The organism is Pseudomonas indica NBRC 103045, assembly GCF_002091635.1.
Classification (GTDB): domain Bacteria; phylum Pseudomonadota; class Gammaproteobacteria; order Pseudomonadales; family Pseudomonadaceae; genus Pseudomonas_M; species Pseudomonas_M indica.
Map to the genome: position 1 here is coordinate 174,406 of NZ_BDAC01000003.1, position 22,143 is coordinate 196,548.

The window sequence follows — 22,143 nt, forward strand, 5'->3', positions numbered from 1 at the left end:
GGCGATGGCATACCCCTTGGAACCGCCAACGCACTGAGCCTCGACCCCACGCGTACAACCCCCTCGCCCCTTTGGGGAGAGGGCTGGGGTGAGGGGCGGAGCGTCGGTCATACCGAGAGTCCCGGAACATCGATACCCCAATCGCGAGCAGGCTCGCGCCTACAACAGAACGAACCGGGGCGAATAAATTCGCCCCTACACGGACCGGCTTTTCGTAGGAGCCAGCTCTGCTGGCGACGGTATACCTCTTGGAACCGCCAACGCACTGAGCCTCGACCCCACGCGTACAACCCCCTCGCCCCTTTGGGAGAGGGCTGGGGTGAGGGGGCGGAGCGTCGGTCATACCGAGAGTCCCGGAACATCGATACCCCCACGAGCAGGCTCGCGCCTACAACAGAACGAACCGGGGCGAATAAATTCGCCCCTACACAGGCCAGTCTTGCTGGCGAAGCGTTCAGCCGGTTACTCCGCCGCCGGCTTCTTGCGCTTGAGCGGCGCCATGCCGTCCTGGCTGACGACGGCCGAAGGCGTGCCGGTCTTCGGCCGGGTAGTGGGCTTGCGCTTCGGGGCGCTCTTGGCGCCGGCCTTTTTGTCGCCTGTCTTGTCCTTCTTCTTCTTGGTCCCGGCCGCCTTGCCCGAAGCCTTGAGGTTCTTCGGCCCCTGGTAGGTACCCTTGAGGCCCTTGATCACCCGCCGCTCGAAACGCTGCTTGAGGTAGCGCTCGATGCTCGACATCAGGTTCCAGTCGTTGTGGCAGATCAGCGAGATCGCCAGCCCCTCGCCGCCGGCACGCCCGGTACGGCCGATGCGGTGCACGTACTCGTCGCCGGAGCGCGGCATGTCGAAGTTGATCACCAGGTCCAGGCCCTCGATATCCAGGCCGCGCGCCGCCACGTCGGTGGCCACCAGGACCTTCACCCCGCCCTGCTTGAGGCGTTCGATGGCCAGTTTGCGTTCCTTCTGGTCCTTCTCGCCATGGAGGACGAACACCTTGTAGTCGCCCGCCACCAGATGGCCGTAGAGCCGGTCGGCCTGGGCACGGGTATTGGTGAAGACGATCGCCTTCTGGTAGGTCTCGTTGGCCAGCAGCCATTCCACCAGCTTCTCCTTATGAGCGGGGTCGTCGGCCGTGATGATCTGCTGGCGGACGCCCTCGTTCAGCTCGCGCACGCTGTTCAGCAGCAGGTGCTGCGGCTCGCGCAGCACCTCACCAACCATCTCGCGCAACGCGGCACCGCCGGTGGTGGCGGAGAACAGCATGGTCTGCTGGCGGCCGGCACACTCACCGGCCAGGCGCCGCACGTCATCGGCGAAGCCCATGTCGAGCATGCGGTCGGCTTCGTCCAGCACCAGTACCTCGACCTCCTTCAGGTCCAGGTTGCCGGCGTTCAGGTGCTCCAGCAGGCGTCCCGGCGTGCCGATCAGCACGTCCGGCACCTTGCGCAGCAGGGCGGCCTGGACCTTGAAGTCCTCGCCGCCAGTGATCAGGCCGGACTTGATGAAGGTGAACTGGGAGAAACGCTCCACTTCCTTCAGCGTCTGCTGGGCCAGTTCGCGGGTCGGCAGCAGGATCAGCGCCCGGATGCGCACGCGCGGCTGGGCATCGCCGATCAGCCGGTTGAGCAGCGGCAGGACGAACGCGGCGGTCTTGCCGCTGCCGGTCTTCGCCGTCACCCGCAGGTCGCGCCCCTCCAGGGCCGGCGGAATGGCCGCCGCCTGGACCGGCGTCGGCTCGACGAACTTCAGCTCGGCCACGGCTTTCAGCAGGCGTTCATGCAGGGCGAATTGGGAGAACACGGGGTTACCTCGACGAAGACCGAAAAAACAGGGTGCATAGCCTAACGTGTGTCGCGCCGGAAAACCCGCAATCCGTGCATTGCATCGTGAACCGGCGGACGATCCGCGCGTTATCCTGCGTGCCGCCTACCGACGACAGCTTGCGCAACGGCGGCCGACACGGGATCGTATGCCCACTTCGCGCCGCCGGCGCCTCAAGGAGACCCTATGCTGAAACCCTCCCGCTTCGCCCTGCTCGGCACCGGCCTGGCGCTGATCCTGAGCGCCCAGCCCGGCCTGGCCGCGCCGAAACACGACAAAGGCAGCCACCAGGGCGGTCACGACAGCAGCGGCGCCAGTATCCAGGTCAGCGGCCCGACCATCGACATCGGCCGGGTACGCATCGTCCTCGGCGAGAACCGCAACCTGATCGGCCCGACCACCGCCCTGCCGCCGGGCGTCAGCAAGAACCTCGAGCGCGGCAAGCCGCTGCCGCCCGGCATCGCGAAGAACTTCGACGGCCGCGTCCAGAGCCAGTTGCCGCACTACGACGGCTACGAATGGAAGCAGGTCGGCCGCGACGTGGTGCTGGTGGCCATCGCCACGGGGATCGTCTACGAAGTGCTGCGCAACGTACTCGACTGAGCGCACCCGACCGATCCAAAGCCCGGAGAACTTCGCGCGATCCGGCGACTCCAACCAGCGAATCCGCGGCCGCAACACGCCGCGGTATCCGGTCGGACATCGCCGGATCGTGCGCCATCCCCGGATGCGCCCCGTCGTGGTCCTTGTCGTCAGCAGCCTGGCTGGAACGGAACGCATCGATGAAACCTTCCCTGATCTATTACGTGGCCGCCAGCCTTGACGGCTATATCGCCCGTCCCGACGGACGCATCGACTGGCTGCAACCTTTCGAGGACAGCGGCGAAGACCACGGCTACAAGCGCTTCTACGCCAACATCGACGGCCTGCTGATGGGCCGCGCGACCTACCAAGCCCTGCTGGCCATGGGCATCGACTGGCCGTACCCCGGCAAGCCGTGCATCGTCCTGACCCGCGCCGAGCACCTGCCCATCGCCTCCTCCGACGTCCGCCTGCGACACGACCTGCCGGCGGAGGCCATCGCCGAACTGGAAACGGCCGGCTGCCGGCGCATCTGGCTGGTGGGAGGCGGATCGCTGGCCGGCACTTGCTACGCCGCCGGGCTGCTCGACGAGCTGGTGGTCAACATGGTGCCGTACCTGCTGGGTGCGGGCATCCCGATGTTCGCCACCGGCCTCGAACACGGCCTCACCTTGCTGGACCAGCGGCATTTCGCCAACGGCGTGGTGCAGATGCACTACCGGCTGCAGGCGGATACGGATAGCCAGGAGGTCGCCGCGTGACCGTCTTTCGCATCGCCGCCGCCTGCCTGTTGGACGCCCAGGGCCGCCTGCTGCTGGTACGCAAACGCGGCACCCGGGCCTTCATGCTGCCGGGCGGCAAGCACGAGCCGGGGGAATCGGCGCTGGAAGCCGTCCTGCGCGAGCTGAGCGAAGAGATCGAACTGTCGCTGCCGGCAGAGGCCCTGGACTATCTCGGGCGTTTCCAGGCACCCGCCGCCAACGAGCCGGATTGCCGGGTGGATGCCGATGTCTTCTGTGCCCGCCTCCTCCATCCGGTGCGCCCAGCCGCCGAGCTGGAGGAACTCGCCTGGCTCGATCCGGACAGCCCGTTGCCGGACAACCTCGCCCCGCTGCTGCGCGAGCAGGTGTTGCCCGTGCTGCAACGGCATCTGGAGGCCGAGACGGCCTGACCTCAGACGCGGGCTTCGCGGGCGGCGCCGAGGGTGCGGACGTACTCGGCGAACGCGACGCAGGGCCCGTCCAGCGCCATTCCGGCTTCGAAGTTGTCGCGCTTGGGATTGGCCCGCGACCACTGGCAGACCACGTCCACATCGATATAGCGGGTGCGGTCTTCCGCCTCGCGAATCTTCAGGCGCAATGCCAGTTCGCTGCCGGCCTCGACCGGTGCATCGGAAATCAGCCGGAAACCGCCGAACGAGATGTCGCCGGCATAGCCCAGCAGTTCATCGTTCTCCCGCAGGAGGACGCGGACACGGAATTGGTTGCGAAAGGTGACGCGGCGGTGTTGGCGCATGCTCTCTTCACACTTCTCAGGGTGCTGGGCTGTCGTCAGCCTGGTGGCCGCCGCGAGCGGTCGGCCATCGGGCTGCGGAGTCTTGTCAGAGCGCGGATATTACCTGCCGCCTTTATCAATCGTTCTCAAAACCCATCAAAACAGCGCTTTTCCATCACATTTCCGGCTTCAGGCCGCAGCAGCCGCCACCAGTCCCGCGCGCATGTTTGCCGCATCGCGACCGAAGCTGCGTGCCGCCTGCACCAGGCAGAGCATGGCGAGGAACAACGCGGCCGGGATCAGGTACATGGCATCGTGCAGGCCGACCGCCTTGAAGGCTTCGGTCATCTCGACGGCCCCCGCCGCGCTCATCGCCGTCTGGGCGAAGTGATCGGAGAGCAGCCCCACCACCACCGGTCCCAGGCCGCCGCCGAGCAGGTACAGCCCGGCGAAGAACAGAGCCATGGCGGTGGCGCGCAGGCGCGGCTCGACCACATCCTGGATCGATGTGTAGACGCAGGTATAGAAGTTGTAGGAGAACAGCCAGCCGATGCTGAACACCGTCACGAACAGGCCGATCTCGATCCGCCCCGAGAACAGCGCGAAGCCGGTGGCGACAGAAGCGACGAACATGCTGAAGGCGCCGAACAGCAAGCGTCCGCGCTCGTTCTTCAGGTGCAGGCGATCGGCGACCCAGCCACCCAGGGTCAGCCCGACCAGGCCGGTGACGCCAACGATGACGCCGGTCGCCAGTGCCGCCTGTTGCAGCGAAAGCAGGAAGTAGCGCTGCAGCATCGGCACCATGAAGGAGTTGCAGGCGTAGGTGGCGAAATTGAAGGTCAGCCCGGCGATCACCAGCCACCAGAAGGTGCGGATAGCCAGGACCTTGCGCACGGGTTTGTCCACCGGCGTGGTGGCGCTTTTCACCGCCTCGGCCGCGCCGCGCTGCGGCTCCTTGATGAAGAACATGAACAGCGCCAGGACCAGACCGGGCACCGCCGCGATGAAGAAGGGCGCGCGCCAGCTATCGAACGCCTTGACCATGGCGCCGATGGTGAAATACGCCAGCAGCAGCCCCAGCGGCAGGCCGAGCATGAAGATGCCCATGGCGCGGGCACGGCGGTGCGCCGGGAACAGGTCGCCGATCAGCGAGTTGGCCGCCGGCGCGTAGCTGGCCTCGCCCACGCCGACGCCCATGCGCACCAGCAGGAAGCTCCAGAAGTTCCAGGCCAGGCCGTTGATGGCGGTCAGCCCGCTCCAGGCCGCCAGGCCCCAGCCCATGATCTTGCGTCGCGCCCCGGTATCGGCAAGGCGCCCGAGCGGCACCCCGGCGATGGCGTAGATAATGGTGAACGCCGTGCCGATCAGGCCGATCTGGAAGTCGCTGAGGCTCCACTCCATCCGAATCGGCTCGATGATGATCGCCGGGATGGTGCGGTCGAAGAAGTTGAACAGATTGGCGAGGAACAGCAGGCACAGGATGCGCCATGCATTCGCCGCTTGCGGGGGATGCTGCATTGTGTCGTTCTCGATCCGATTGTTGTTATAAGCAAGACACGCCAAGGCTTCCGGGCAATCTAGAAGCTGCTCCCGTTGCTGTCTGCGAACATTCGTAGGTTTTATGTAACGCGATGCGATGACGCGGATACGGAAGGGATAGGCGAGGCATTCGAAGGGTCATGTCGTCGTCCTTTACGACCAGGGCAAATCCATGTGCCTGGGCAGTCTAGAACAATTCGTTATAACTGTGATTACCAATTGGTAGAAAAGCACGGCCGCCTTACCGGAACGGTGCTTGCCCCGCCTCTATACTGATGCCAGATTGCCATTGCGATCCGTCGGGTTATTGGCCCAAAACCAATGGAGAAGCTGCACTATGGAATGGATGGGGCTGCGTTTTCTCTCCAGTCTGCCCGAGGATGGGCAGGTCATCCTGGAATGCACCCACGACCCGTTGTTGGTTCTACTGGCCTACCTGGTCGCCTCCATCGCCAGCCTGACGACGCTGGGCATGGCCGAGCGTATCGGCTATGCGGCCCACGAGCGGGCCCGCCTGTTCTGGCGCTGGGGTGGTGCTTTCTGCCTGGCGGGCGGCATCTGGGCGATGCACTTCATCGCCATGCTGGCTTTCAATGCGCCGGTGCCGCTGCGCTATGACCTGCTGGGCACAGCCATTTCCCTGCTGATCGCCTTCATTGCCGCCCTGCTGGCGATGAATACGCTCAGCCATGCCCGCTTGCAGCCGTCCCAGTATCTGATCGCCGCGGTGTGCATCGGCCTGGGCATCGCGACCATGCACTACAGCGGCATGGCCGCCCTGCGCTCCGAGGCCACCCTATACTACGACGCCGGGTTGTTCGTGCTGTCGGTGTTCCTTGCCATCGCCGTCAGCCTGGCCGCCTTGCTGCTGGCGCTGTACTTCCGCCAGGGCAACGGCATTCTCAACCTTTTGTTGAAGTACCTGGCCAGCCTGGTGATGGGTGGCGCCATCGTTTCCATGCACTTCACCGGCATGTGGGCACTGCACCTGGTGGTGCCCGTGGATACTCCTCTGGCCTTGCAGGGCGCGTCGGAAGTGCTGCCGCTGGCCCTGAGTCTGGGCCTGGTGATGTTGCTGATTCTGGGCGGCGGGCTCAGCGCGATCTGGGCCGACCGCAAGCTGGAAAGCAAGGAACGCGACCTGCTGCGGGTCAATACCCTGCTCAGCCAGTTAGACCAGGCGCGCACCTCGTTGCAGATGGCAGCGCACTACGATGCCCTGACCAACCTGCTCAACCGCCGCGGCTTCAACGAAGTGTTCGCCGAGCGCCTGGAGGAACACGTGCAACGCCACCAGTCCCTGGCGGTGATGTTCCTCGATATCGATCACTTCAAGCGGATCAACGACAGCCTCGGCCACGATGCCGGCGACGAGCTGCTCAAGGTGGTGGCGGAGCGCCTGCGCGGCACCTTTCGCGAACAGGACGTGGTCGCCCGTTTCGGCGGCGACGAATTTTGCGTGCTGGTCAGCCTGCACAACGCCGACGAGGCCCGCTACCTGGCCCAGCGGGCGATCCAGGCGATGAAGGAGCCCATCGCCCTGGCCGGGCGCTGCATGGTGATGACTACCAGCATCGGCATCAGCCTGTTCCCCCAGGACGGCGAAACCTGCGAGGAACTGCTCAAGCACGCCGACCTCGCGCTTTACCAATCGAAGGGCAGCGGACGCAACAACATGCACTTCTTCAGCGCCCACCTGAAAGCCAAGGCCACCGTCGAGCTGCAACTGGAAGAGGCGCTGCACATCGCCCTGCGGGAAGAACGCGGCCTGCAGCTCTTCTACCAGCCGATCCTCGACCTGCGCAGCGGCGAGCTGAACAAGCTGGAGGCCCTGGTGCGCTGGCACCATCCGCAGCACGGCCTGCTTTCGCCGGATCGGTTCATCGGCATCGCCGAAGCCAACGGCTTCATCGACGAACTGGACGACTGGGTGCTGCGCCGCGCCTGCCAGGAACTCGCCCTGCTCTGCGGCAGCGGCTACCGCCTGAAGGTGGCGGTGAACTGCTCCGCACTCAACCTCGGCCGCGAGGACCTGCCGCAGGTGGTGGACCAGGCGCTGCGGTCCTCGGGCGTGGCGCCGGCCCTGTTGGAAATCGAAGTCACCGAAAACGCCCTCATGGGCAACATCAACCAGGCCGTACCGCTGCTGCAACGTATCCGTGAACTCGGCGTGTCGCTGTCGATCGACGACTTCGGCACCGGCTACTCCTCGCTGGCCTACCTCAAGCGCCTGCCGCTGGACACACTGAAGATCGACCGCTCGTTCATCCAGGACATCAACAACTCGCAGCAGGATATGGAAATTGTCCAGGCCATCATCGTCATGGCCCATGCCCTGCGGCTCAAGGTGGTCGCCGAAGGGGTCGAGGACGCACAGCAACTGGCGTTCCTCCGCGACCACCGTTGCGATTTCGTCCAGGGCTACCTGATCGGGCGCCCCTTGCCATTGTCACAGTTGCGCGACTACCTTGAAACGGTCCCCTTGCCGCCGAGGATGGCGGCCAACGCCCCGGCGCAGGCGGCCATTCGAGCCGATTGCTGACGACGACCAAGGATATGGTGACCTCCCCCGCTTTCTCCGCTCCCCGGCGAACCGCTCCGTCCGAGGGTATCCCGGCCTGGCGGCTTTTCATGGTCCTGCTGCTGTGGAGCCTGCTGGGGAATGCCGCGGCGGCGGACAAAGTGCTCTACCTGGCCAAGCAGCGCGGGCGCAACCGGGTCGAAACCCTGGACGCTTGCCACACCGGGCTGGTCTGAACGATCAGTCCTGGCGCTGCCGGAACATTTCCACCAGCGTGGCCGGATCGCGTTCGAGATTGCCCTGGCTGCCATGCAGACGCATCAGTTGCGCCGCCAGCCCGCTCAGGGGCGTGGCCGAACCCTGCTCGCGGGACAGCCTGACCGCCGTATCGAGGTCCTTGAGCAGCGTGCGCACGTGCCATTTGACCGGCTCGAACTCGCTGGCCGCCATCTGCGGCGCGAGGATCTGCAACGGCCTGGAATCGGCAAAACCACCGGCCAGCGCCGGGGCGATCAACCCGGCATCCACTCCGGCCTTTTCCGCCAGCGCCACCACTTCGGCGATCACCAGGGCATTGCAGGCGACGATCATCTGGTTGCAGACCTTGGTCACCTGGCCGGCGCCGACCTCGCCCATGCGGGTCAGGCGCTGGCCGAGATGGGCGAGCACCGGGCGCACCCGCTCGATATCGTCTTCGCGCCCGCCGGCCATGATCGCCAGCGTTCCGGCCGCCGCGCCGGGCGTGCCGCCGGATACCGGCGCATCGACCCAGCGCATGCCGCTGCGACGCTCCAGTTCCGCCGCCATCTCGCGGGTGGCGGCCGGCTCCAGGCTGGAGAAATCCACCAGCAGTTGACCCGGCCGCGCGCCTTCGACGATGCCACCGGGGCCGAACACCACTTCGCGCACCACGGCGGTGTCGGCCAGGCAGAGCATCACGATGTCCGCCGCCTCACACAGCTCGGCCGGATTCGCCAGGCTCCGGGCGCCCTGCTCCATCAGCGGCGCGCACTTCTCCGGCGAGCGGTTCCAGACGCTCAGCGGATAGCCCGCGGCGAGCAGCCGACGACACATCGGCAGCCCCATCAGGCCGATGCCGGCGAAGGCGAGAGAAGGCAGGGCGGTGGTCATCACGGGTCTCCTGAAGGGTTCGAATGGCGCATCTTACCGCGTCGTCAGAAACCATCCGCATACGCTGCCTGATGTTTATTCGCCAGCCAGCCTCTATAATCCGCCCGCTTTTTCCGCTATTGAACCGGAGAACCCGTCATGCTCAAGCGTACCCTGGCGCTCGCCGCCGGCTTTGCCCTGTCTTTGTCCGCCGTTTTTTCCCATGCCGCCGAGGTACTGAAAGTCTCGGCCATTCCCGATGAAGCCCCCACCGAACTGCTGCGCAAGTTCAAGCCGCTGGGCGCCTATCTGGAAAAGGAACTGGGGATGGAAGTCCAGTTCGTACCGGTATCCGATTACGCCGCCGTGGTCGAAGCCATCGCTGCCGACCGCATCGACATGGCCTGGCTGGGGGGCTTCACCTTCGTCCAGACCCGCCTGAAGACCGGCAACGCCATCCCACTGGTGCAGCGCGAGCAGGACGAGAAGTTCACCAGCACCTTCATCAGCGCCGACCCCACCGTCAAATCCCTGCAGGATCTCAAGGGCAAGACATTCGCCTTCGGCTCGGTGTCCTCCACCTCGGGCAGCCTGATGCCGCGCTATTTCATGCTGCAGGACGGCATCAAGCCGGAAGAATTCTTCAGCCGTGTCGCCTACTCCGGCGCCCATGACGCCACCGCTGCCTGGGTCGAGGCCGGCAAGGCCGACGGCGGCGTGCTCAACACCTCGGTCTGGGAAAAACTGGTCGCCGCCGGCAAGGTCGACACCAGCAAAGTCAAGGTCTTCGCCACCACCCCGACCTACTACGACTACAACTGGACCGTGCGCGGCAGTCTCCACCCGGCCCTGGCCCAGAAGATCAAGGCGGCATTCCTTGCCCTCGATCCGGCCAACCCCGAGCACAAGGCGATCCTCGACCTGCAGGCCGCCAGCCGCTTCGTCGAGACCAAGCCGGAGAACTACGCCGGGATCGAGGAAGCCGCCCGCGCGGCCGGCCTGTTGAAGTGAACCTGCGTCTGTCCGGCGTGGGCCTGACCCACGCCGACGGCCAGCCAGCGCTGCATGACATCGACCTGGACATCGCCCGGGGCGAGCGCGTCGCCCTCATCGGGCCGTCCGGCGCCGGCAAGACCAGCTTGCTTCGATTGCTGGCCACCAGCCTGAAACCCAGCGCCGGGCGGCTCGAACTGCTCGACGCGGAACCCTGGTCGCTGTCCGCGGCGGCCCGGCAGAAGTTGCGCGCCCATATCGGTCTGATCCACCAGTCCCCGCCCCTGCCGCCGCGCCAGCGGGTGGTCACCGCCGTTCTCGCCGGACGTCTCGGCCAGTGGTCGCTAGGCAAGAGCCTGCTCAGCCTGCTGCACCCGGTGGATAGCGCCGGCGCCGAAGCGGCCCTGGCGCGCCTGGACCTGGGCGACAAACTGTTCCAGCGCTGCGACCAGCTCTCCGGCGGCCAGTTGCAGCGGGTGGGCATCGCCCGCGTGCTCTACCAGGCGCCGGACCTGATCCTCGCCGACGAACCGGTCTCCGCCATGGACCCGGTCCTTGCCGGCCATACCCTCGGTGTGCTCAACCGTGAGGCCGAGGCCCGCGGCATCACCCTGCTCGCCAGCCTGCACGCGGTGGACCTGGCCCTGGCGCACTTCCCGCGCATCGTCGGCATCCGCGATGGCCGCGTCGTCTTCGACCATCCGGCCCACGAGGTCGGCCAGGCCGAACTGGATGCGCTCTACGCAAACGAGCAATTGCAGGCCAGCGTGCCCGCCTCCGCCCCGCCGGCGCCGGTCACCCTGCACATCCCGCGATGCTGAACGCTGCGCCCCGCGATCCCGCCGCCTTGCCGCGCCTGGTCCTGACCGTCCTGGCGCTGGCCCTGTTGTGGCCGGGCCTGCGGCTCAGCGAACTGGACCTGGGCGTGCTGGTGCAGGGTGACAACGCGCGCAGCATGGCCCGCTTCGTCTCCGCCTTCTGGCCGCCGGAGCACGGCAGCGAATTCCTCGCCCTGCTCGGCCGCGCCACCCTGGAAACCCTGGCCATCGCCACCGCCGGCATGTCCCTGGCTCTGCTCATCGCTTTTCCGGCCGCCCTGCTCGCCTCCCGCGCCCTGTCGCTGAGCGCCCTGCCACGTGGCGGGCGTCCAGCCTGGTGGGCGCGCCTGCTGCGCTGGCCGGTGCGCGGCCTGCTGATCGTCCTGCGCAGCGTGCCGGAGATCGTCTGGGCGCTGCTGTTCGTCCGTGCCGTCGGCCTTGGCCCCACGGCCGGCGTGCTGGCCATCGCCATCACCTACAGCGGCATGCTCGGCAAGGTCTATGCGGAAATCTTCGAGTCGGTGGACGCCCGGCCGTCCCGCGCACTGCTGGTCGCCGGCAGTTCGCGGCTGGCCGCATTCGCCTATGGCATTCTGCCGAACGCGGCGGCGGAGATGCTCTCCTACACCGTCTACCGCTGGGAATGCGCAATCCGCGCCTCGGTGGTGATGGGCTTCGTCGGCGCCGGCGGGCTGGGCCAGCAGATCGACCTGTCGCTGCGCATGTTCGCCGGCGGCGAAGTGGCCAGCATGCTGCTCACCTTCCTTGCCCTGGTGCTGCTCGCCGACCAGCTCAGCCGTTTCCTGCGGGCACGCCTGACATGAAGCGCCTTGGCAATTACATCCTGTTGCTGACGCTGTTGGTGGCAGTGGCGGCTTCGTTCGTCTACCTCGGCATCGACCTCGGCGAACTGGGCAGCGCCCGCAGCCTGCGGCAGATGGGGCAGTACGCGGCGAATTTCCTCTCGCCGGACTTCTCCGCCGGGCACCTGCGCGCCATCGGCCAGGGCGCGCTGGAAACCCTGGCCATGTCGGCCATCGGTACGCTGCTGGCGGCGATTCTCGGCCTGGTCCTGGCACTACCGGCAGCCGGGCGTTGCGGCCGACTCGCCCTGAGCGCGTCGCGCCTGCTGCTCAACGCCCTGCGCGCCGTGCCGGAGCTGGTCTGGGCCGCGCTCATGGTGCTCGCCGCCGGCCTCGGCCCGAACGCCGGCACCCTGGCGCTCGCCCTGCACACCGCCGGGGTCCTCGGACGCCTGTTCGCCGAAGCGCTGGAAAACACCCCGCCGGAACCGGCCGAATCCGTACGTCTAGCGGGTGGCGGGCGCATCGCCGCCTTCTGCTACGGCACGCTGCCGACGCTCTGGCCGCAACTCTTGGCCTACATGCTCTATCGCTGGGAAAACAACATCCGCATGGCCAGTGTGCTCGGCTTCGTCGGCGCCGGCGGCCTGGGGCAAATGCTTTACGTGAGCCTCAGCCTGTTCCAGGAAGCCCAGGCTGCCACGGTGATCCTGGCCATGCTTCTGCTGGTGCTGGCGGTGGACGCGCTGAGCGGCTGGCTGAGGCAGCGCTGGGTGGCGGGCTGACACGTAAGGAGCGAGGGGGCATAAACGCTACCCCTCCGGATTCATAGACCGTCTTTTTCCAGGTGGTCGAGGTTGACCGACTCGCCAGAATGCGCACCGAGCTTTTCGCGGATGTCCTCGAACATCCGGTCGTACTCGTCATGGGCGCGCATGATCAGGCTGTGGTTGGTCGGCAAGCCGTGCCTGGCCGCAATGCGGGTAGCGACGGCGGCGAAGTTGAACGCGGTGTCGCGGTGCATCTCGAATTCTTCCTCGAAGCGCTTGCCGCCCACCTCGCCCTCCATGCGGAAGTGCAGCATCGGCCCTTCCTTCGGGTCCTGGCGCACCTCGTAATAGAGGTCGACGGCATACCCCGGCTGGTCGCCCATGGGCGTGCTCGCGCGATGCAGATGCCCCGGTTCGAACATAATGGCGTCCCCCTGCTGATGAGTCGCCTTCAGTCTAGCGTGCCACCGCTACGGTGAATTGCCCTGGGTCAGTGCAGGGAGGGGCTTTCGGCGCGCTCCTGGACCAACACCCAGGGTGCCACCACTACCGCCCACAGGCTCGGATCGCGCGCCAACAGGTCCTGGGCCCGCGTCTCCTCCACCTTGGCCAACTGTCCGGCGCCCAGCCAGCCGGCAACCTTGGCCTGATCATCCTCGGCCACGGCCAGCGCAACTTCCACCAGATCGAGATGCCCCTCCACCCAGAGCAGCGCGCCGCGGGCGAAAAAAGGCTGCAATTCCTGCCAGGTGATGGGCGCGGTCTCGCCGAGCAGCTTGGCATAGAGGGTGCTTGCGTGTTCCGTCATGGCTTGGTTCCCCAGCGAAAAAAGGGCGTCATGATAACGTCGACGCCCCGCCCGGCAAGCACCGGGCGGCAATTGGCGCAGGGCCAGCTATGCTCGTTGGCACTGCCGCCCCAAAAAGGAGCAGCCATGACCTCCGGGTCACCGACAAACCTGGTTCGACGCAAGGAGCACGCCTCAAATAGCGACGCCGTTTTTCTATACATTTGTTGTATTTAAGCGACACATGTCTCGTCATCCCTCAAGTGTCGGCTTTTCAAGCGATAAAGCCGCACTCTACACTGTTCCGGTACAGTTGCCGGGGGTATGACCGGGGCGCTTCCTTCCCGGTTCTGCAGCTTTGGCCGCGAGAACTAAAACAAAACAAAGAGTGGAGCACTATGAATAAGGCTACTAAGCAGCTTTCCAGACTGTTCGCAGCGATGGCACTGGCGGGTGCCACCAGCTACTCCATGGCCGCCGACACCATCAAGATCGCCATGGCCGGCCCGGTTACCGGTGCCGTCGCCCAGTACGGCGAGATGCAGTTCATCGGCGCGAAAATGGCCATCGAACAGATCAACAAGGCTGGGGGGGTGAATGGGGCCCAGCTCGAAGGCGTGGTCTACGACGATGCCTGCGATCCGAAACAGGCCGTGGCCGTAGCCAACAAGATCGTCAATGACGAAGTGAAGTTCGTGATTGGCCACCTCTGCTCCAGCTCCACCCAGCCGGCGTCCGACATCTACGAGGACGAAGGCATCCTGATGATCACCCCGGCGTCCACCAGCCCGGACATCACCTCCCGCGGCTACAAGCTGATCTTCCGCACCATCGGCCTGGACAGCCTGCAGGGCCCGACCGCCGGCAAGTTCATCGCCGAGCACATCAAGCCGAAGACCGTCGCGGTCATCCATGACAAACAGCAGTACGGCGAAGGCATCGCCACCGCGGTCAAGCAGACCGTCGAGGCCGCCGGCATCAAGGTCGCCCTGTTCGAAGGCATCAACGCCGGCGATAAAGACTTCTCCGCCCTGATCGCCAAGCTGAAGAAAGCCGGTGTCGACTTCGTCTACTACGGCGGCTACCACCCGGAACTGGGCCTGCTCCTGCGCCAGTCCAAGGAAAAAGGCCTGGACGTCCGCTTCATGGGTCCGGAAGGCGTCGGCAACAAGGAAATTTCCGCCATCGCCGGCCCGGCCTCCGAAGGCCTGCTGGTGACCCTGCCGAAGTCCTTCGACCAGGATCCGAAGAACCAGGCACTGGTCGAGGCCTTCAAGGCCAAGAACGAAGACCCGAGCGGTCCGTTCGTGTTCCCGGCCTACGCCGCCGTCCAGGTCATCGCCGACAGCATCCAGAAGGCCGGCAGCACCGACACCGACAAGGTGGCCGAGGCGCTGCGCTCCAACTCCTTCGAGACCCCGACCGGCACCCTGGCCTTCGACGAGAAGGGCGACCTGAAGGACTTCAGCTTCGTCGTCTACGAATGGCACCAGGACGGCACCAAGACCGAAGCCAAGTAAGCGTCCCGCGTGAAAACCCAAAGCCCACTGCTCCGTGCAGTGGGTTTTGTTTATCCGATGAGGTTCTCGCAAGACCGCGGAACAGACGCTTCGGCAACGGAACGGGTACGCTGCGCGTCATTTACCCATGGCGCCTTTCGCCCTGCTCCACCTTCGTCCCGGCCACGGTTCTTTGTAAGCGCCTCCAAGCATTCCGGGTATCCGCCGCGCCACAAGCGCCGCTTTACGTGATATCCGAGGAGTGAGGTAAATGCCTGAGCTCTATCACTACCTGCAGCAGCTGGTGAACGGTCTGACCGTCGGCAGCACCTATGCCCTGATCGCCATCGGCTACACCATGGTCTACGGCATCATCGGCATGATCAACTTCGCCCACGGCGAGGTTTACATGATCGGCTCGTACGTAGCCTTCATCGCCATCGCCGGGCTCACCCTGCTCGGTCTCGACAACCTGCCCCTGCTGATGATCGCCGCCTTCGCGGCCAGCATCATCGTCGCCAGTGCGTACGGCTACAGCATCGAGCGCGTCGCCTACCGTCCTCTGCGCGGCAGCAACCGCTTGATCCCGCTGATCTCCGCGATCGGCATGTCGATCTTCCTGCAGAACGAAATCCTGCTGACCCAGGACTCCAAGGACAAGGCGATCCCCAACCTGATCCCGGGCAACCTGGTGATCGGTGAAAGCACCATGAACGGCGTGGTGATCTCCTACATGCAGATCCTCATCTTCGTCGTGACCTTCCTGGTGATGTACGCCCTGACCCTGTTCATCTCGCGCTCGCGTCTCGGCCGGGCCTGCCGGGCCTGCGCCGAAGACCTGAAGATGGCCAACCTGCTCGGCATCAACACCAACAACATCATCGCCCTGACCTTCGTCATCGGTGCCGCCCTGGCCGCCGTGGCGGCGGTGTTGTTGGGCATGCAGTATGGCGTGATCAACCCGCACATCGGCTTCCTCGCCGGGATCAAGGCCTTCACCGCCGCGGTGCTCGGCGGCATCGGCAGCATCCCCGGCGCCATGCTCGGCGGCCTGGTGCTCGGCGTGGCCGAGGCCTTCGGCGCCGACGTCTTCGGCGATCAGTACAAGGACGTGGTGGCCTTCAGTCTGCTGGTCCTCGTGCTGCTATTCCGCCCCACCGGCATCCTCGGCCGCCCGGAGGTGGAAAAGGTATGACTCGCAACCTCAAGACCGCCTTCTTCAGCGCCCTGCTGGTGCTGGCCGTTTCCTACCCGGTGCTCGGCCTCAAGCTGACCACCGTCGGCATCGGCCTGCAGGTGCAGGGTGCCAGCCCGGCCACGCTGTGGACCATCGCCAGCGCCGCCGTGCTGATGTTCTTCTGGCAACTGTTCCGCGAACGCATCGGCGCAGCCTGGGCGAGCGCGCCGAAAGCCCCGGCGATGCCCGGCAACGTGAAGAACTTCCTGACCCTGCAATCGACGCAACGCTGGGCCGTCCTCGCCCTGGTGCTGCTCGCTCTGGCCTGGCCGTTCTTCGGCTCGCGCGGCGCGGTGGATATCGCCACGCTGATCCTGATCTACGTGATGCTCGGCCTCGGCCTGAACATCGTCGTCGGTCTCGCCGGCCTGCTCGACCTGGGTTACGTCGGCTTCTATGCCGTCGGCGCCTACAGCTATGCCCTGCTCTCCCATTACTATGGGTTCGGCTTCTGGACCTGCCTGCCGATCGCCGGCCTGATGGCAGCCTTCTTCGGCTTCATCCTCGGCTTCCCGGTGCTGCGCCTGCGCGGCGACTACCTGGCGATCGTCACCCTCGGCTTCGGCGAGATCATCCGTATCCTGCTGCGCAACATGACCGAGCTGACCGGCGGCCCCAACGGCATCAGCAACATCGACAAGCCGACCCTGTTCGGCCTCGATTTCAACCGCCGCGCGGAAGAAGGCTTCCAGACTTTCCATGAGTTCTTCGGCATCGCCTACAACTCGACGCACAAGGTCATCTTCCTCTACCTGGTGGCACTGCTGCTGGTGCTGATCACCCTGTTCGTGATCAACCGCCTGCTGCGCATGCCCATCGGCCGCGCCTGGGAAGCCCTGCGCGAAGACGAGATCGCCTGCCGCGCCCTCGGCCTGAACCCGACGGCGATCAAGCTCTCCGCCTTCACCCTCGGTGCCTGCTTCGCCGGTTTCGCCGGCAGCTTCTTCGCTGCGCGCCAGGGGCTGGTCACGCCCGAGTCCTTCACCTTCATCGAGTCGGCGATCATCCTCGCCATCGTGGTGCTGGGCGGGATGGGCTCGCAGCTCGGCGTCATACTCGCAGCCATCGTGATGATCCTGCTGCCGGAACTCGCCCGTGAATTCAACGAGTACCGCATGCTGATGTTCGGCGCCCTGATGGTGCTGATGATGATCTGGCGTCCGCAGGGCCTCCTGCCCATGCAGCGCCCCCACCTGGAGCTGCGCCAATGAGCCGACCGATTCTCGAAGTGAGCGGCCTCACCATGCGCTTCGGCGGCCTGCTGGCCGTGAACAATGTGGGGCTGACCGTCAACGAAAAGCAGGTGGTCTCCATGATCGGCCCGAACGGCGCCGGCAAGACCACCGTGTTCAACTGCCTGACCGGGTTCTACCAGCCGACCGCCGGCCGGATCGTCCTCGATGGTGAGGAAATCCAGGGCCTGCCCGGCCACAAGATCGCCCACAAGGGTGTGGTGCGGACCTTCCAGAACGTCCGCCTGTTCAAGGAAATGACCGCGGTGGAGAACCTGCTGGTCGCCCAGCACCGCCACCTGAACACCAACTTCTTCGCCGGCCTGCTGAAGACCCCGGGCTTCCGTCGCAGCGAGCGCGAAGCCATGGAGTTCGCCCACCACTGGCTGGAGCGGGTCAACCTGATGGAGTGCGCCAACCGCCCCGCCGGCACCCTCGCCTATGGCCAGCAGCGCCGTCTGGAGATCGCCCGCTGCATGATGACGCGCCCGCGCATCCTCATGCTCGACGAGCCGGCCGCCGGTCTCAACCCGCGCGAAACCGAGGACCTCAAGGCACTGATCGCCATGCTGCGTGACGACCACAACGTCACCGTGCTGCTGATCGAGCACGACATGAAGCTGGTCATGAGCATTTCCGACCACATCGTGGTGATCAACCAGGGCTGCCCCCTGGCCGACGGCACGCCGGACGAAATCCGCGGCAACCCGGACGTGATCAAAGCCTATCTGGGGGAGGCGTAATCCATGCTGTATTTCGACAAGGTTTCTACCTTCTATGGCAAGATCCAGGCGCTGCACGACGTCAGCGTGGAAATCCAGAAAGGCGAGATCGTCACCCTCATCGGCGCCAACGGTGCCGGCAAGTCGACCCTGCTGATGACCCTCTGCGGCTCGCCGCGGGCGGCCAGCGGCAGCATCCGCTTCGAGGGCGAGGAACTGGTCGGCCTGGAGTCGTCCGAGATCATGCGCAAGGACATCGCCGTGGTCCCGGAAGGCCGGCGTATCTTCGCCCGTCTGACGGTGGAAGAGAACCTGGCCATGGGCGGCTTCTTCACCAGCAAGGAGGATTACCAGGTCCAACTGGACAAGGTCCTGCACCTGTTCCCGCGCCTGAAGGAGCGCTACAACCAGCGCGGCGGCACCATGTCCGGCGGCGAACAGCAGATGCTCGCCATCGGCCGTGCGCTGATGAGCAAGCCGCGCCTGCTGCTGCTCGACGAACCGTCCCTGGGTCTGGCGCCGATCATCATCCAACAGATCTTCGACATCATCGAACAACTGCGGGAGGATGGCGTGACCGTTTTCCTGGTCGAGCAGAACGCCAACCAGGCGCTGAAGCTGGCCGACCGTGGCTACGTGCTGGAGAACGGCCGGATCGTCATGCAGGGCAGCGGCGAAGCCCTGCTCAACGATCCCAAGGTGCGCGACGCCTACCTGGGCGGCTGAACGCTGCGCAATGTGAAAACGGCCCTTCGGGGCCGTTTTTCATGGTGCGGCGTGAGCGACGCAGAGCGTCACAGACGGCATACCCATGCGGAGCGTGGGAACGATCTTCGCCCTCTTCACCCGGACACACGCCGCTGCTGCTTGCGCAGCAGATGCAGCCCATCCCAGACGATTAGCCCGAGCGCCAGCCAGATCGGCACGTAGGTCCAGAGCTGCGTAGACTCGAAGGGCTCACCCAGCAGGCCGACCGAAACCGCGAACAACAGCGCCGGCTCGACATAGCTGAGAATCCCGAACAACCCCAGCGGCAGGCGTCGACTGGCCGCCATCAGCGTGCCGAACGCCAGCGCGCTGAACAGGCCCAACCCCGGCAGCATCCAGTAGAAACGCGGTGCCTCGGCGAACAGCGTGAGAACGCCGGAATCCCGGACCAGCCAGACGGCCAGCGGCACCATCAGCAACACTTCCAGCAGGAAACCGTTGAGCGCTTCCAGGCGCATCCAGCGACGCAGCATGTAGTAAGGCGGATAGCCGACGGCGACCGCCAGGGTCACCCAGGAGAAGGCGCCGGTCAGCCAGAACTCGTGGAGCACCCCGAGCAGCGCGCAGACCACCGCAAGCCACTGCAACGGGCGCAGACGCTCGCCATAGAACAGACGGCCGACCAGCACCATGGTCAGTGGCAGCAGGAAATAACCGAGCGTGACGTCCAGCAGATGCCCGGACAACGGCGCCCAGACGAACAGCCCCCACTGCACGCCGATCAGCAGCGACGCCAACGGCAATGCCGCGAGCAGCAGGGGCTCCCGACGCAAACGCAAGAAGGCGCTGGCCAGCGTGTGCCACTGGCGCATCAGCAGCACCAGCAACAGCACCGCCGGAACCGACCAGAACACGCGCTGGGCGAATACCTGCACGCCATCCAGCGGCGCCAGCGCACGGAAATAGCTCGGCATCAGGGCGAACAGCAACGATGCGACCAGCGACAACAGCACGCCCTGCATGGACACGTTCATCCCCACTCCCCACAGCCAATCCGTTCGCCACGGCAGCGACCTTAGAACCTGTTTACGATCTCGCGAGCTAGAGCCATGCAAGGCCTCGGCGGCCCCACAAAAACAGACCGGGCCGCGTAGGCGAGGACGCGACTGGGGTCGCATTCGACTTTACGAGCTGTAAATGAGCAGTCCGACCGGGCTGGCGATCCAACCTGCGCGGCCCGGTCTGTTTTTAACGCAGCAGGGCCGACGCGCAGTAGATCGTAAACAGGTTCTTAGCCGTTCGCGAGCTTTCAGAAGTGCCGGGACGGCATTGCGTGCACCGAAGTCGTGCATGGAACAGCCACAAAAAAGGCCAGCCGGAGCGCCGGCTGGCCATGGTCGCGCCCAGGAGCATGGGCGCAGGGGGAGCGGGTGAAACGGTCGGTCAGGCCACCTGGGCCAGTTGCGCCTGGGCCTGGGCCAGGCCCTTCTCCATGAACTCGGCGCCCATGTTCAGGCCTTCGGCATGGATGAAGGTGACGTCATGGATGCCGACGAAACCCAGCGCCTGGCGCAGGTAAGGCTCTTGCTGGTCCAGGTTGCCGCCGGCATAGATGCCGCCGCGGGCGGTCAGGACGAAAGCGCGCTTGCCGCTGAGCAGGCCCTGCGGGCCGGTCTCGGTGTACTTGAAGGTCACGCCGGCGCGCAGCACATGGTCGAGCCAGGACTTCAGGGTGCTTGGAATGCCGAAGTTGTACATGGGCGCTGCCAGCACCAGCACATCCGCCGCCAGCAATTCCTCGGTCAGCAGGTTGGAACGGGCCAGGGCAGCCTGCTCGGCTTCGCTCTGCTGGTCGGCTGGCTTCATCCAGCCACCCAGCAGGTCGGCATCCAAATGCGGAACGGGCTGCGCGGCAAGGTCGCGGACCATGACGTCATCGCTCGGATGAGCCTGCTTCCAGCGAGCGATGAACTGCTCGGTGAGCTGGCGGGAGACGGAACCTTGTTGGCGGGCGCTGCTTTCGATTACCAGGACACGGGACATTTGGGATCACCTCATCGGGGTTGTCGTTCGTCGATGGAGGCGAGATTAGGGTGATGCAGATCGATAAAAAAGCGAAAAAAACCGCTAGAACCTATCGATCAAGTTGATTTATCGAAAACGACTCACTAGCCTTGGTCGAGTGCAAACACAGGTCGCCGGGGCGAACACTCACTCGAGGCCGCAGGTCAGCTGGATACGCAGCTTGATGATGCTGCGGGTGAACTTGGCGGTGAGGTTGAGCGTCTGTCCCGGCTTGAGCACCGCCTTGCGGGTGCGCGGCGTTTCCGGACCGTTGCGGAAAACGGCGGTACAGCGTGCCGTACTCTGCCCCAGGTTGGAAAGCGTGATGGCCCCCAAGTCGTGGTCGATGTCCTGGGTGGTATAGGACACCTCCGCGCCGTTGAGCTGCTTTTCCACTTCGATCGGGTAGGCCGCGAAAACCGCCAACGGCAGCAGGGCGATCAGCGCACAGCAGATTCTTTTCATGGTCGGTCTCCAACGAGGGACCGCCAGCTTAGACAAGAGGAGTCCGGGATGAAAGCGCCCCGCGTGACCCTGGATCAGTGGCGGACGCTGCAGGCCGTCGTCGACCACGGCGGCTTCGCCCAGGCCGCCGAGGCCCTGCACCGCTCGCAGTCGTCGGTCAGCTACACGGTAGCGCGCATGCAGGAACAACTCGGTGTACCGCTGCTACGCATCGACGGGCGCAAGGCGGTGCTCACCGAAGCCGGCGAGGTGCTGCTGCGGCGCTCGCGGCAACTGGTGAAACAGGCCAGCCAACTGGAAGACCTGGCGCACCAGATGGAACAGGGCTGGGAAGCCGAGGTCCGCCTGGTGGTGGATGCCGCCTACCCCACCGCGCGCCTCGTCCGGGCCCTGAGTGCGTTCATGCCGCAAAGCCGCGGTTGCCGGGTGCGCCTGCGCGAGGAAGTGCTATCCGGTGTCGAAGAGGTACTGCGCGAAGGCACCGCCGACCTCGCCATCACCGCCCTGAACATCACCGGCCACCTGGGCAGCGAGCTGAGTCCCGTAGAATTCATCGCCGTCGCCCATCCCGACCATCCGTTGCACCGCCTCGGCCGCACCATCAATTTCCAGGACCTGGAAACCCAGATGCAGGTGGTCACTCGCGACTCCGGCCGCCTGCAACCACGCGACGCCGGCTGGCTCGGCGCCGAACAGCGCTGGACGGTGGGCAGCCTGGCCACCTCGGCCACCTTCGTCAGCAGCGGCCTGGGCTTCGCCTGGCTGCCGCGCCACCTGATCGAGCGTGAGTTGAGGGACGGCCTGCTCAAGCCCCTGCCGCTGGAACAGGGCGGCACGCGCAACCCCTTGTTCATGCTCTATTCGAACCAGGACAAACCCCTGGGGCCGGCCACCCAGATCCTCGTCGAGCTGATCAGGACCTTCGATGCCGCTCCCCTGGACGCCCCCTTCGGCGCGCCGCAATCCCCGGTCTGAGGAACC

At 65.4% G+C, this 22,143-nt stretch carries 24 protein-coding genes; 15 read left to right on the plus strand and 9 right to left on the minus strand.

The features are described 5' to 3' along the window. Nucleotides 1-462: 462 nt before the first annotated feature. Nucleotides 463-1,797, minus strand: a complete 1,335-nt coding sequence (locus PIN01S_RS05470) for a DEAD/DEAH box helicase (protein ID WP_084334182.1) — start codon at nt 1,795-1,797, stop codon at nt 463-465. A 207-nt stretch (nt 1,798-2,004) separates the two neighbouring features. Between PIN01S_RS05470 and PIN01S_RS05475 the strand changes: the two genes are divergently transcribed. From PIN01S_RS05475 to PIN01S_RS05485, 3 genes are all read left to right on the plus strand, one after another. Continuing rightward, complete coding sequence (locus PIN01S_RS05475) at nt 2,005-2,421, plus strand: anti-virulence regulator CigR family protein (protein WP_084334184.1); 417 nt, start codon at nt 2,005-2,007, stop codon at nt 2,419-2,421. Nucleotides 2,422-2,600: 179 nt separating this feature from the next. Further along, nucleotides 2,601-3,161, plus strand: a complete 561-nt coding sequence (locus tag PIN01S_RS05480) for a dihydrofolate reductase family protein (RefSeq protein WP_084334186.1) — start codon at nt 2,601-2,603, stop codon at nt 3,159-3,161. Next, on the plus strand, nt 3,158-3,571 hold the full coding sequence (locus PIN01S_RS05485) for an NUDIX hydrolase (protein ID WP_084334188.1): 414 nt from the start codon (nt 3,158-3,160) through the stop codon (nt 3,569-3,571). The genes PIN01S_RS05480 and PIN01S_RS05485 overlap by 4 nt, the downstream gene beginning before the upstream one ends. A 2-nt stretch (nt 3,572-3,573) precedes the next feature. Here PIN01S_RS05485 and PIN01S_RS05490 read toward each other — a convergent pair whose 3' ends face one another. Then, the gene (locus tag PIN01S_RS05490) at nt 3,574-3,915 is read right to left on the minus strand and encodes a PilZ domain-containing protein (RefSeq protein WP_084334189.1); all 342 of its coding nucleotides are present in this window, start codon (nt 3,913-3,915) and stop codon (nt 3,574-3,576) included. Between the two features lie 168 nt (nt 3,916-4,083). Beyond that, the gene (locus PIN01S_RS05495; RefSeq protein WP_084334190.1) at nt 4,084-5,412 is read right to left on the minus strand and encodes a spinster family MFS transporter; all 1,329 of its coding nucleotides are present in this window, start codon (nt 5,410-5,412) and stop codon (nt 4,084-4,086) included. Nucleotides 5,413-5,770: 358 nt separating this feature from the next. Between PIN01S_RS05495 and PIN01S_RS05500 the strand changes: the two genes are divergently transcribed. Both PIN01S_RS05500 and PIN01S_RS27295 read left to right on the plus strand, forming a co-directional pair. Continuing rightward, complete coding sequence (locus PIN01S_RS05500) at nt 5,771-7,975, plus strand: putative bifunctional diguanylate cyclase/phosphodiesterase (RefSeq protein WP_084334191.1); 2,205 nt, start codon at nt 5,771-5,773, stop codon at nt 7,973-7,975. Between the two features lie 89 nt (nt 7,976-8,064). Next, nucleotides 8,065-8,190 (plus strand): hypothetical protein, encoded by a 126-nt coding sequence (locus tag PIN01S_RS27295; protein ID WP_255251320.1) that lies wholly within the window; start codon nt 8,065-8,067, stop codon nt 8,188-8,190. A gap of 4 nt (nt 8,191-8,194) precedes the next feature. Here PIN01S_RS27295 and PIN01S_RS05505 read toward each other — a convergent pair whose 3' ends face one another. After that, nucleotides 8,195-9,085: an NAD(P)-dependent oxidoreductase gene (locus PIN01S_RS05505; RefSeq protein WP_084334192.1), complete on the minus strand. Its 891-nt coding sequence runs from the start codon at nt 9,083-9,085 to the stop codon at nt 8,195-8,197. A 138-nt stretch (nt 9,086-9,223) separates the two neighbouring features. Here PIN01S_RS05505 and PIN01S_RS05510 point away from each other — a divergent pair, with 138 nt between their 5' ends. From PIN01S_RS05510 to phnE, 4 genes are read left to right on the plus strand one after another with little or no spacing between them, the layout of a single operon-like run. Beyond that, the gene (locus tag PIN01S_RS05510) at nt 9,224-10,075 is read left to right on the plus strand and encodes a putative selenate ABC transporter substrate-binding protein (protein ID WP_084334193.1); all 852 of its coding nucleotides are present in this window, start codon (nt 9,224-9,226) and stop codon (nt 10,073-10,075) included. Continuing rightward, nucleotides 10,072-10,878 (plus strand): phosphonate ABC transporter ATP-binding protein, encoded by an 807-nt coding sequence (locus PIN01S_RS05515; RefSeq protein WP_084334194.1) that lies wholly within the window; start codon nt 10,072-10,074, stop codon nt 10,876-10,878. The genes PIN01S_RS05510 and PIN01S_RS05515 overlap by 4 nt, the downstream gene beginning before the upstream one ends. Next, on the plus strand, nt 10,872-11,699 hold the full coding sequence (locus PIN01S_RS05520) for a PhnE/PtxC family ABC transporter permease (RefSeq protein ID WP_084334195.1): 828 nt from the start codon (nt 10,872-10,874) through the stop codon (nt 11,697-11,699). Before PIN01S_RS05515 ends, PIN01S_RS05520 begins: the two co-directional genes overlap by 7 nt. Next, nucleotides 11,696-12,463, plus strand: coding sequence for a phosphonate ABC transporter, permease protein PhnE (gene phnE / locus PIN01S_RS05525; protein ID WP_084334196.1), 768 nt, complete (start codon nt 11,696-11,698; stop codon nt 12,461-12,463). The genes PIN01S_RS05520 and phnE overlap by 4 nt, the downstream gene beginning before the upstream one ends. A gap of 41 nt (nt 12,464-12,504) precedes the next feature. Here the strand turns inward: phnE and PIN01S_RS05530 are convergent, their stop codons facing one another. Together PIN01S_RS05530 and PIN01S_RS05535 are read right to left on the minus strand one after the other, a co-directional pair. Beyond that, nucleotides 12,505-12,870 carry a DUF5064 family protein gene (locus PIN01S_RS05530; RefSeq protein WP_084334197.1) on the minus strand — a complete coding sequence of 122 codons (366 nt, stop codon included), beginning with the start codon at nt 12,868-12,870 and terminating at the stop codon, nt 12,505-12,507. 68 nt (nt 12,871-12,938) lie between these two features. Further along, on the minus strand, nt 12,939-13,256 hold the full coding sequence (locus PIN01S_RS05535; RefSeq protein WP_084334199.1) for a DUF2288 domain-containing protein: 318 nt from the start codon (nt 13,254-13,256) through the stop codon (nt 12,939-12,941). Between the two features lie 377 nt (nt 13,257-13,633). Between PIN01S_RS05535 and PIN01S_RS05540 the strand changes: the two genes are divergently transcribed. The 5 genes from PIN01S_RS05540 to PIN01S_RS05560 all read left to right on the plus strand — a co-directional run bounded on the left by PIN01S_RS05540 (nt 13,634) and on the right by PIN01S_RS05560 (nt 18,651). After that, on the plus strand, nt 13,634-14,755 hold the full coding sequence (locus PIN01S_RS05540; protein ID WP_084334201.1) for a branched-chain amino acid ABC transporter substrate-binding protein: 1,122 nt from the start codon (nt 13,634-13,636) through the stop codon (nt 14,753-14,755). Nucleotides 14,756-15,005: 250 nt separating this feature from the next. Further along, entirely contained in the window at nt 15,006-15,929 is a 924-nt protein-coding gene (gene livH, locus PIN01S_RS05545) for a high-affinity branched-chain amino acid ABC transporter permease LivH (RefSeq protein ID WP_084334203.1), read from the plus strand. Further along, the gene (locus tag PIN01S_RS05550; RefSeq protein ID WP_084334205.1) at nt 15,926-17,182 is read left to right on the plus strand and encodes a high-affinity branched-chain amino acid ABC transporter permease LivM; all 1,257 of its coding nucleotides are present in this window, start codon (nt 15,926-15,928) and stop codon (nt 17,180-17,182) included. The genes livH and PIN01S_RS05550 overlap by 4 nt, the downstream gene beginning before the upstream one ends. After that, a complete protein-coding gene (gene livG / locus PIN01S_RS05555; protein WP_084334207.1) occupies nt 17,179-17,946 on the plus strand; it encodes a high-affinity branched-chain amino acid ABC transporter ATP-binding protein LivG in 768 nt (255 codons plus the stop codon). The genes PIN01S_RS05550 and livG overlap by 4 nt, the downstream gene beginning before the upstream one ends. Before the next feature lie 3 nt (nt 17,947-17,949). Continuing rightward, a complete protein-coding gene (locus PIN01S_RS05560) occupies nt 17,950-18,651 on the plus strand; it encodes an ABC transporter ATP-binding protein (RefSeq protein WP_084334209.1) in 702 nt (233 codons plus the stop codon). Between the two features lie 116 nt (nt 18,652-18,767). On the opposite strand, the gene rarD is transcribed toward PIN01S_RS05560, so the two are convergent. The 3 genes from rarD to PIN01S_RS05575 all read right to left on the minus strand — a co-directional run bounded on the left by rarD (nt 18,768) and on the right by PIN01S_RS05575 (nt 21,162). Then, complete coding sequence (rarD, locus tag PIN01S_RS05565; RefSeq protein WP_084334211.1) at nt 18,768-19,667, minus strand: EamA family transporter RarD; 900 nt, start codon at nt 19,665-19,667, stop codon at nt 18,768-18,770. A 409-nt stretch (nt 19,668-20,076) separates the two neighbouring features. Continuing rightward, the gene (locus PIN01S_RS05570) at nt 20,077-20,676 is read right to left on the minus strand and encodes an FMN-dependent NADH-azoreductase (RefSeq protein ID WP_084334213.1); all 600 of its coding nucleotides are present in this window, start codon (nt 20,674-20,676) and stop codon (nt 20,077-20,079) included. A gap of 168 nt (nt 20,677-20,844) precedes the next feature. Continuing rightward, the gene (locus PIN01S_RS05575) at nt 20,845-21,162 is read right to left on the minus strand and encodes a 3-phosphoglycerate kinase (RefSeq protein ID WP_084334215.1); all 318 of its coding nucleotides are present in this window, start codon (nt 21,160-21,162) and stop codon (nt 20,845-20,847) included. Between the two features lie 48 nt (nt 21,163-21,210). Here PIN01S_RS05575 and PIN01S_RS05580 point away from each other — a divergent pair, with 48 nt between their 5' ends. After that, the gene (locus tag PIN01S_RS05580) at nt 21,211-22,137 is read left to right on the plus strand and encodes a PA3225 family LysR-type transcriptional regulator (RefSeq protein ID WP_084334216.1); all 927 of its coding nucleotides are present in this window, start codon (nt 21,211-21,213) and stop codon (nt 22,135-22,137) included. The last annotated feature ends 6 nt before the right edge of the window (nt 22,138-22,143 follow it).